Origin of the sequence: Schinkia azotoformans, from assembly GCF_035811335.1 — a bacterium.
GTDB lineage: Bacteria > Bacillota > Bacilli > Bacillales > Bacillaceae_J > Schinkia > Schinkia azotoformans.
Map to the genome: position 1 here is coordinate 62,105 of NZ_JARSMD010000051.1, position 8,558 is coordinate 70,662.

Consider the following 8,558-nt stretch of genomic DNA (forward strand, 5'->3'; position numbering starts at 1 on the left):
GTTAAAGTAAAATCATAGAAAAACTTTATATACTTTCTTTTAATTCTTTAATTTGCTCAATATGACGTTTTTCATGGAGAGCCATAAATTCAAGTATTTGTTTTATATTCATAGGTCCAAAGAGTGGATGTACCATGGATTTATCCTCAAATACAGTTTCTTCCGTAAGTTGGCCTAAATATTCAATGAGCGGCGTTCTTACATGATTCAACTTTTTTAAGAGTTCATCTTTGCTCATAAATACAGTTGACGGATCAGGGAAGGGTGATCTTAGCTTGTTTTTACGGTCTAAAATAAAAGCAATGTTCTTATCCACTACCCTCATGCTCTTCTCTTGCTGCACAGCTTTTTTTAATGCAGGTAAAACAATTTCATCTATAAAAATAAGATGACGTATAACTTGAGAAACACTCCACTTATCTTCACTAAGCTTTTGGTTTAATTGTTTATCTGATAAAGCATCTACCTCATCCAATAATTGTTTACGCACCGATTTCAACAACTCTGACAAATAATCGAATTTCCCCTGCATTTAATTCCTCCTTTTGATATTAGGATTATTCAAATAAATTATAGAAAATTCCTAATTCAAGTAACCCTTTACTTCAACTAGAATAGGCATTTCTCCTTCTTGAAGAAATGCCTCCTTTTGTTTAAGTACAATTAATCACAATATTGCTTTCACGATAAAAGTGCCCTTAATAGCTCTTTGCCCCTGTTTCAAAAATAAATAAATTAATTAATGAAATTCATTCAAATATCAATGTTTAATTATTTTTTTGTATTTTAATACCGAAATAGATCCAACAAACCAAATACATAATCGGTATAACGAACATAAATATTTCACAAAAAAATTGTTCTAAATCAGTATCTGCAAACACAGTTCCGATCCCTAAAAAAAACACAATAAAATAAATGGGGATTATACCCGCAATAAAGAAAAAATGAAAAATTACCTTCCTCCACATGAAAACAACCCCATTTTTAGTGAGATATGCATTTTTTCAATTAACTTGGTTATTTAATGGAACATGGGTGCTTTTCCTTATTCAAGATAAAGTACCAGTTTAGAGAAAGAAGACGGAATATATTATGAATCCAAATACTATTACAAGAATAAGTATTCCAGTACCTTTCCATCCTAAACTACCTACCAAATCGACAAGATTGCCATTATTGGCTCTCTTTAAAGAATCATTTAGCTTGCCTGTTGGATTATTTCTAATTTCTTGTTGTCTTAATCTTTCTCTTTGTTGCTCTGGAGTTTCTTTGTCGCTCATCAAATCCCTCCTTTAACACAGATTACCACATATCCCCAATTGATTGTTGGACTATTCTGCAAACGCAGCTCAATATTCTGATTATTTTAGTTTTCCTTTCGCTACTTTTGGCAATAATTCCACTAAAATCAAATAAATTAGAGGGATTGATTATGCTGTTATCTAAAGCGCGGAACTGTTACGAGGCAGATAAAAGAATGGAAGGATTCTCACCACAAACTTTGAGAGCATACAAACTTTAGACCGATCTTTTAATTCGCCATTTTGGTGATGTTAAAATTGACTCACTTATCAATGTTCATTAACTCTTCATAGGAGCTATACTTGGCTTCGCCTGCTGTTGTATCCCAGTCCCATCCATAACCAGCGATACCGAGTAAAATTTTTGATGGTGGTACTTCATATTTCAAAGCATAACGAATCGTTGCTTCTGTCCAATCGACGGATGCTGATGACCCGGGTTTTGTTCTAGGATTGTGTTCATCGTATGTCATAATCATTAACCCACCTGAATATTGACCAATCTTTTCATAAATAACATTAAATCAAAGGAAGACAGAAAATTCTGTCCTCCTGCTGTTACATAGTTTTTTTCTTTTGTAAGCTTACAACCACAACACCTGCCATAATTAAGAAACCACCAATAAAAAAGTTCACGTCTAACTTTTCATTTAACAAAAGCCAGCCTAAAAAAGAACCGACAAGTGGCTGGAAAAAGAAAAACAATGAGCCTATTCCCGCATCCATTAGTTCCATACCTTTATTCCAAAGAAAAAATGCTCCAGCAGTTGAAACTACCCCAAGATAAATAACTCCTAAAACGATTAAAGTGTTTTGATAATATACATCGTTAGATTGAAGTTCCCAAACAAAAGCAGGCGTAGTAAAAACAAGTGCAAAAAATACAGCATAAGTCGTTATTGCTAATGATGAAAGACGTTTAGAAGCAACCTTGACATAGACTGATAATAACGCCCAAGTAATGGCGGCTCCCACCAAAATGATAGTTCCTAAGAAGTAAGTTCCAACCTTTGTATCCCAACCAATTACAATAAGAACTCCCAATGTTGCTAATAAAACTGAAGTAATCTTTCTAACGGTCAATTTTTCCTTTAGTATAAACCTTGCAAACACCACAATAAAAGCTGGTGTAGCTGATGTAATCAAAGCTCCCGTGTGAGCATCCGACAATTTTGTACCAATGAATTGGAAAGCAATGGATACGAAGTAACCTATGAAACCAATCCAAGCTATTAGTAACCAATCACTTTTCTTAATCTCTGTACGATTGTCATTTTTTAAATGAATTATTTTTAACACAACAAACAAAACAACAAACGCTATAACATACCGCAACCATACTAACGTTAAGGGTGGAATATAATCTAACACATATTTACTTACTACATACATACCGCCCCACATACTTGCGGCTAATGATAAACATATTGCTCCAATTAAATTTTGCTTCATCAATAATACCTCCGTCTTTTTATAAGGGAATTGTGATAATACTTCCCCTAAGACGAGGCATGACTTTTATATTACCTATTCATCCCTCGACTTAGGAATGAATAGCTGGTTGGTCATTTTCAAAAATATCAAAATATAATCTCATTACTTAATCCCTCCATTTTACATTTTCTTAATTTTAACATAATTCCATTTATTAGGACTAACGTTTTGTCAAAAAAAGAACCACATAATGATGATCCAAAAAGCAAAGAGTCCATCAGCAATGACATTTAGTAAAACAAATAATCATACTGGGAAATAATACATCCAATTTTCTGTATTACTTTTCTTATAATCATGATATAATAGTGATATCACTTTAGTATCATTTCAATTTCAAAGGAGGCATTTTTATGGTTGAGAAAAGAGCAACTGGCACAAACGGTTTTATTGGTTTATTAGTGATTTTAGCAGCATTAGTCCTAGGAGTTTTCCTTATCATCCGTGAAATACAAAACGAAACTTTTAGCATCGGCATGTTTGTATTGGCTGGTTTATTAGTACTCGTTGCTGTTATCATGAGCACAGGTATTGTCCTAGTAAAGCCAAACGATGCAAAGGTTATCTTATTTTTCGGTAAGTATTTAGGAACTTTAAGAGAAAGCGGCTTATGGTGGACTACCCCATTGATCACGACCCAAGTGATTAGTGTGAAGGTATTTAATTTTAACAGCCCGAAAATTAAGGTTAACGATGTAGACGGAAATCCAATTGAAATTGCTGCTGTTATTGTTTACAGAATATTAGATACAGCAAAAGCAGCGTTTGAAGTAAATAGCTATAAAGAATTTGTGGAAACACAAAGTGAGTCAGCGCTTCGGCATATTGCAAGCCGTTATCCATATGATACTGCCCGCGACGATGTAGATTCTTTGCGAGGCAATTCAGAAAAAGTAGCGAAAGAACTTTTAGAAGAACTTCAGGATCGTTTAAAGGCTGCTGGAGTGGAAGTCATTGAGGCGCGATTTACCCATCTTGCCTATGCACCTGAAATTGCTTCAGCAATGCTGCAACGCCAGCAAGCCGCTGCTATTATTGATGCTCGCGAAAAGATAGTCGAAGGTGCCATTGGTATGGTTCAGTCCGCCATTGAGAAATTAGAAAAAGACATTGAGTTAGACGAGGAACGCAAGGCCGTCATGGCTAACAATTTAATGGTCGCAATCGTCTCCGACCGAGGTGCCCAACCGATTATTAACACCGGGTCACTATATAATTAAGCGGACTGATCATTATGTCTAAAAAGAAACAATTCCCACTTCGCATCGACCCCAAATTATATGAGGTTCTTGAAAAGTGGGCACAAGATGAGCTCAGGAGTGTCAATACGCATATCGAATACCTTTTAAGAGAATCAGCGAAAAAAGCAAAAAGGCTAAAAGACTAGTACAAATAAATTTGATTCAGCTTACGAGACCTGCAGGAATGTTGAAAAACACCCTGCAGGTTTTTTATTGACACAAAACAAACAGTCTATTATTATGTTTATTATAAAGTAAATAATTATATATTTTGTTCATATAATGACAAACTTTTATAGGGTGTGTTTATAAAATGGAAATAGCAGACTATGAAAATAGGTTTTACGAAGCGGAAAGATTTATGCGAATTCATATAGAGAGCGCACATGGATCAGTCTTACCGACCATCAGAAAAGCCTGCTCCGTCTTTTTTATCAAGGAAAAAATGATTCGGATATCCAGCAGGAACTTGGTATTGGCAGTGCCTCTACGATTCGTCACCATCGATTCGCGTTGAAGGAAAAAGAACGACAAGCAAAAACCTTTTTAGCCATGATGGAATTATTAAAAGAAAAAGATGAGTACGCCCCGGCATTCCTTCCTGTTCACAAGACAGCGAGAATGGTTGATGATAGATACAATATTACAAAAGAAGAACAAGAAAAAATAATCAAAAAGTACTTTCCAGAAGGAACCAACCACTCTTTAGTTAAATTTCCACCAAGGGAAAAACAACGGCTTGTTGTACTTCGTGAGATTGTAAAACGATTAGAGGTTGAATGTATTTATACGGAGAAAGAATTAAATGAAATTTTAAAGAGCGCAGCTGCTTGTGTTGATTTTAAACAAGCAGCTTTTGTTTTACCTATTCTTTACTCCTTCACTAACCCACCTCGAAGTTTATTAATGCCAAATTCCAAGTAAGCCTTCAAGGAGGTCAGCATAAAGACCCAGCCTTCTTTATTATCAATTAACTGATTTACATGATCTTCATCATTTTCATTAAATCCTTCTTCCAGTACTTCAATAATTGTACTGTTAGGATCTATCTCTTTCAGTGTAATAGTGATGGTATGCCCTTCCCCATTTGCTCCCCACTGGAACACGATTTTTTTATTTTTCTCGATTTCTTTAATATCAATTTCTAATTCTGCGTTATATTCCTCATATTTCAGTATAATGGTCTTCCTCTCTTCCCATCTTTCAGAACTGGAAGAAAACCAAAAATTACCGATTTTTGCGGGGTCAACGAATGCTTCAAACACTTCTGGTGCCGATTTTAAAATTTTAAATTTAGTTAGATTGTTCATTGCTATTCATTCCTCTTCTTTTAGATATAAATTATCTTAACCTTATGTGGTCTACAACAAACCAACCATTTGAAGACCATGAACGATCCCGTCATCTTCTACTGATTTTGTAATGAATTTTGCAACTTCTTTTACACTATCTTCTGCATTCCCCATGGCAACGCTGTTTTTTACGGTTGACAGCATTTCCAAATCATTCAACCCATCTCCAAAGGCATAATGTCGTTCAGCGGGAATTCCAAGTTTTTCGGCAAGTTTTTCAATTCCTTTCGCCTTCGAACCTCCTTTAGGAAGGAGATCAAGGGAAACTGGATGCCATCTCACGAAATCAAAGTCTTGAAACTCCCTTTCATATTGCTTCTCCTCTCCTTCTGAACAAAAAAGAAGAGACTGGTACAGCTCGCGTCCTTTGTAATAATGGGGATCATACGTTGGAAATCGATCAAGTTTTAATGTATCAATACTTTCCTTTATATAGGCATGTTCTGAAACATTCATTTTCATATCCTCATGGTCCATAAAAACAACAGGATGATGATTACGAAGAGCCGCTTCCGTTAACTTTTCTAAGGATTGAATTTTTAATGGATTTGTATAGATCACTTCCCCATTTAAAACTACGAATGAACCATTATAGCTGATATATGTATTAATATCTAATTCTTTACGAAGTTTTTCAAACATAAACGGGGCTCGTCCTGTTGCAATTGCAACCACATGTCCACGTTCTTTCAGCTGGAAAATGGCTTGTTTTGCAGAAGACGGCAATTGTTTTTCATGATTTAGCAACGTCCCATCAATATCGAAAAATATAATGCTTTCTTTTGTCATTATCGGTCCTACTTTCAAATATTAATTCCTTATTAATCTTACCTCATTTACAAATGAATGAAAAATAAGATGGTTAGACAACCCAATCTTAGATAAAGGAACAATTTTCCATGAACCTTATGTTAATATGGAATTAGATCAAAAAAGAAACGGGGGAGTTTCTTGAAGGAGAAAATATTTTGGGTTGGTATAGTAATTATTGTTATTAGTTGGGTTGGTAATTATTTGTATTTCCAATCAAAACAGCTTGAACGACCGATTTTTTTAGATCATTACTATGAAACTTATTTACAAGACGATAACTATTTAACTTTTTATTATTTGACCAATAAACAAGACCCCTCTCAGGTTAGCTACGCTTTGATTGATGGATTGGAAGCCTATCCACTTTCTAATGAAGGGGTGTGGCATTGGCAACCAAATACACCTACGTTTGAGCAGGAATTTTCCCATCAATATTTAAAATCAGTGAGATTGCAGCTACCTAAATATGATTTACCGATTGAAGAAGGCTCTGACGATGTTTGGACGTTTGAAGAAGTCACTTTTACTTTTTCAAATGGTGAGATGGTAACTACAGACATTGGTAATGTGAATGTATACGGTAGATTACCAAATTCAGATGTTTTTGAAAATCGGGTGAGCTCAAGCAGTAACCAACACCGTAGCGATGATTCAATGGTTGCAGTAAAGCCCGTTATAGTCGAAGCTATTACAATCCCTTTTTCAGAAGAACTATCACAGGATGTACTTGTAAAGGTAAATACTGATCAAGAAAAATTAAAGGAATTAGAAGCCATAAATCAAGGTGGAAACCCTCCAGATTGGTTTGAAGAGGAGCGGGATTTAGATTGGGAGAAAGTGAGTGGTGTATCCATTGATGAGGACATTTTCCCTTTTGAATTGAAGAAAGATGATTGGTTGACACTTTCAATGAAATTTAACCCGAACAGAAAAAGCTATTTTGAATTTGGAGTTGAAATTAACGGGAAAACAGCTGAAGGTGAACCGTTCATGCAGAAGGCCTTCATCATTGATCATCCCTACTTCACCCAACAGGCTGTGAATGAAATCATCGCTGAAAAAGCTGGAGGTGCTGGCAATGAGTGAGGCTTTTAACAAAATCTTTTGGGGTTATTTATTGATTCTGATTGAAATTCATTTCTTGGTCATTGATATTTTTCCTGATCCACTTGGATACTATCTCATTTTCTCTGGAATTAGCATGTTATTAAACGATTTTCCTATTGGCAATAAGGCCAAAAATATAGCCTTGACTCTTATTTTTATCTCTATTCCAACTGTTTTTATCGAGCAAAATACAGGTGCAGATCAATTGGGGCAATTACCGTTTTTATCAGGTTGGTCAATATATATGACTGTATTAGGGGTATTAAAATTAATACTTGTCTTTCATATTTTCCAACTTATTATGGCAATTGTTAATAAACATGGCGATTTTTCCCTCATTAATCGCACAACAAAGACATTTTACACCTATATTCTCATAATGGTCCTAACCATGATTGCACACTCCTTTTCGATCAATTTTTCAACGGATCAGTTCATTGTTGTTTCGATCATTTCCTTAGTTCTAGGGTTTATAATGGAGATTGTGCTTCTTGTACTTCTGAGGAAGATGAGGAAAATAGATTGTGAAGGGTAAAAAATTATTGATAAATGAGTAGAAAAATCGGTTCCATCACAACGATGGAAACCGATTTTTTATTGCTCTATTATTAAATTAAGATTAGGATAATTTTGCTAGAATTTCACGAGTAAATGCGGGTTCATCAGCTGGTGTACGTGATGTAACTAGGTTTTCGCTAATAAAAGAGTAATACATAGTATCAGAATAACTGATAATAATATTCATCCTCCTTTTCTACCCAAAATACTTCATTATATATGTTACATTAAAATCGACGCAATTCTTCAATAAACTTGCTTCGTTACTTCAATAAGCAGGGGATTAATCTGCTGGACATCAGGTTCGAAATGCGTAACAGCAAAAATGAATCTTTAGTCTAAAATATTTTCCATATTTGTCCGAATCTGGTAGGACGTGAATTTCATAACATGTACTATCTTATAAAAAGGTGGTGATACTGATGCAGTGTGGAACTTATGGCGGCGGTGGAATGGGTAACAGCTTTGTTTTAATTGTTGTGCTTTTCATTTTATTGATTATTGTTGGAACAGCCTTTGTTGGCGGAGGTTATTAGTACTTTTAAAGTACTAATCCAACCTCTATAACCATAATAGGAAGCACTTTTCTAAACGTGCTTCCTATTATTAAAGTTCAATACTGGAGGTGAAAAGTTATGTATACTCGACCAGTTTATTGCCCCCCAAGATGTTATTAATCACCCTGTTTG

11 protein-coding genes and 1 pseudogene are annotated in these 8,558 nt (G+C 34.9%); 6 read left to right on the top strand and 6 right to left on the bottom strand.

What is annotated here, in order from left to right:
• Nucleotides 1-25: 25 nt before the first annotated feature.
• The 4 genes from P9E47_RS21935 to P9E47_RS21950 form a co-directional block, all read right to left on the bottom strand.
• Nucleotides 26-532, bottom strand: a complete 507-nt coding sequence (locus P9E47_RS21935) for a DinB family protein (RefSeq protein ID WP_326164998.1) — start codon at nucleotides 530-532, stop codon at nucleotides 26-28.
• Nucleotides 533-1,070: 538 nt separating this feature from the next.
• Complete coding sequence (locus P9E47_RS21940) at nucleotides 1,071-1,283, bottom strand: DUF6366 family protein (protein ID WP_326165000.1); 213 nt, start codon at nucleotides 1,281-1,283, stop codon at nucleotides 1,071-1,073.
• A gap of 284 nt (nucleotides 1,284-1,567) precedes the next feature.
• Complete coding sequence (locus P9E47_RS21945) at nucleotides 1,568-1,819, bottom strand: glycosyl hydrolase family 18 protein (protein ID WP_407697214.1); 252 nt, start codon at nucleotides 1,817-1,819, stop codon at nucleotides 1,568-1,570.
• 43 nt (nucleotides 1,820-1,862) lie between these two features.
• The gene (locus P9E47_RS21950; protein ID WP_326165004.1) at nucleotides 1,863-2,756 is read right to left on the bottom strand and encodes a DMT family transporter; all 894 of its coding nucleotides are present in this window, start codon (nucleotides 2,754-2,756) and stop codon (nucleotides 1,863-1,865) included.
• 395 nt (nucleotides 2,757-3,151) lie between these two features.
• Here P9E47_RS21950 and P9E47_RS21955 point away from each other — a divergent pair, with 395 nt between their 5' ends.
• From P9E47_RS21955 to P9E47_RS21965, 3 genes and pseudogenes are all read left to right on the top strand, one after another.
• Nucleotides 3,152-4,018, top strand: a complete 867-nt coding sequence (locus P9E47_RS21955) for an SPFH domain-containing protein (RefSeq protein WP_003331250.1) — start codon at nucleotides 3,152-3,154, stop codon at nucleotides 4,016-4,018.
• A 14-nt stretch (nucleotides 4,019-4,032) separates the two neighbouring features.
• On the top strand, nucleotides 4,033-4,185 hold the full coding sequence (locus P9E47_RS21960; RefSeq protein ID WP_003331249.1) for an Arc family DNA-binding protein: 153 nt from the start codon (nucleotides 4,033-4,035) through the stop codon (nucleotides 4,183-4,185).
• 173 nt (nucleotides 4,186-4,358) lie between these two features.
• Nucleotides 4,359-4,858 (top strand): annotated as a pseudogene (locus P9E47_RS21965) (DUF2087 domain-containing protein); the annotation flags it as partial.
• 53 nt (nucleotides 4,859-4,911) lie between these two features.
• Here the strand turns inward: P9E47_RS21965 and P9E47_RS21970 are convergent.
• Entirely contained in the window at nucleotides 4,912-5,349 is a 438-nt protein-coding gene (locus P9E47_RS21970; RefSeq protein WP_003331247.1) for an SRPBCC family protein, read from the bottom strand.
• A gap of 51 nt (nucleotides 5,350-5,400) precedes the next feature.
• A complete protein-coding gene (locus tag P9E47_RS21975) occupies nucleotides 5,401-6,180 on the bottom strand; it encodes a Cof-type HAD-IIB family hydrolase (RefSeq protein WP_003331246.1) in 780 nt (259 codons plus the stop codon).
• A 162-nt stretch (nucleotides 6,181-6,342) separates the two neighbouring features.
• Here P9E47_RS21975 and P9E47_RS21980 point away from each other — a divergent pair, with 162 nt between their 5' ends.
• The 3 genes from P9E47_RS21980 to P9E47_RS21990 all read left to right on the top strand — a co-directional run bounded on the left by P9E47_RS21980 (nucleotide 6,343) and on the right by P9E47_RS21990 (nucleotide 8,405).
• The gene (locus tag P9E47_RS21980) at nucleotides 6,343-7,290 is read left to right on the top strand and encodes a hypothetical protein (protein WP_326165007.1); all 948 of its coding nucleotides are present in this window, start codon (nucleotides 6,343-6,345) and stop codon (nucleotides 7,288-7,290) included.
• Nucleotides 7,283-7,846 carry a hypothetical protein gene (locus P9E47_RS21985; RefSeq protein WP_003331243.1) on the top strand — a complete coding sequence of 188 codons (564 nt, stop codon included), beginning with the start codon at nucleotides 7,283-7,285 and terminating at the stop codon, nucleotides 7,844-7,846. Before P9E47_RS21980 ends, P9E47_RS21985 begins: the two co-directional genes overlap by 8 nt.
• Before the next feature lie 475 nt (nucleotides 7,847-8,321).
• Complete coding sequence (locus P9E47_RS21990; protein ID WP_233276060.1) at nucleotides 8,322-8,405, top strand: YjcZ family sporulation protein; 84 nt, start codon at nucleotides 8,322-8,324, stop codon at nucleotides 8,403-8,405.
• The last annotated feature ends 153 nt before the right edge of the window (nucleotides 8,406-8,558 follow it).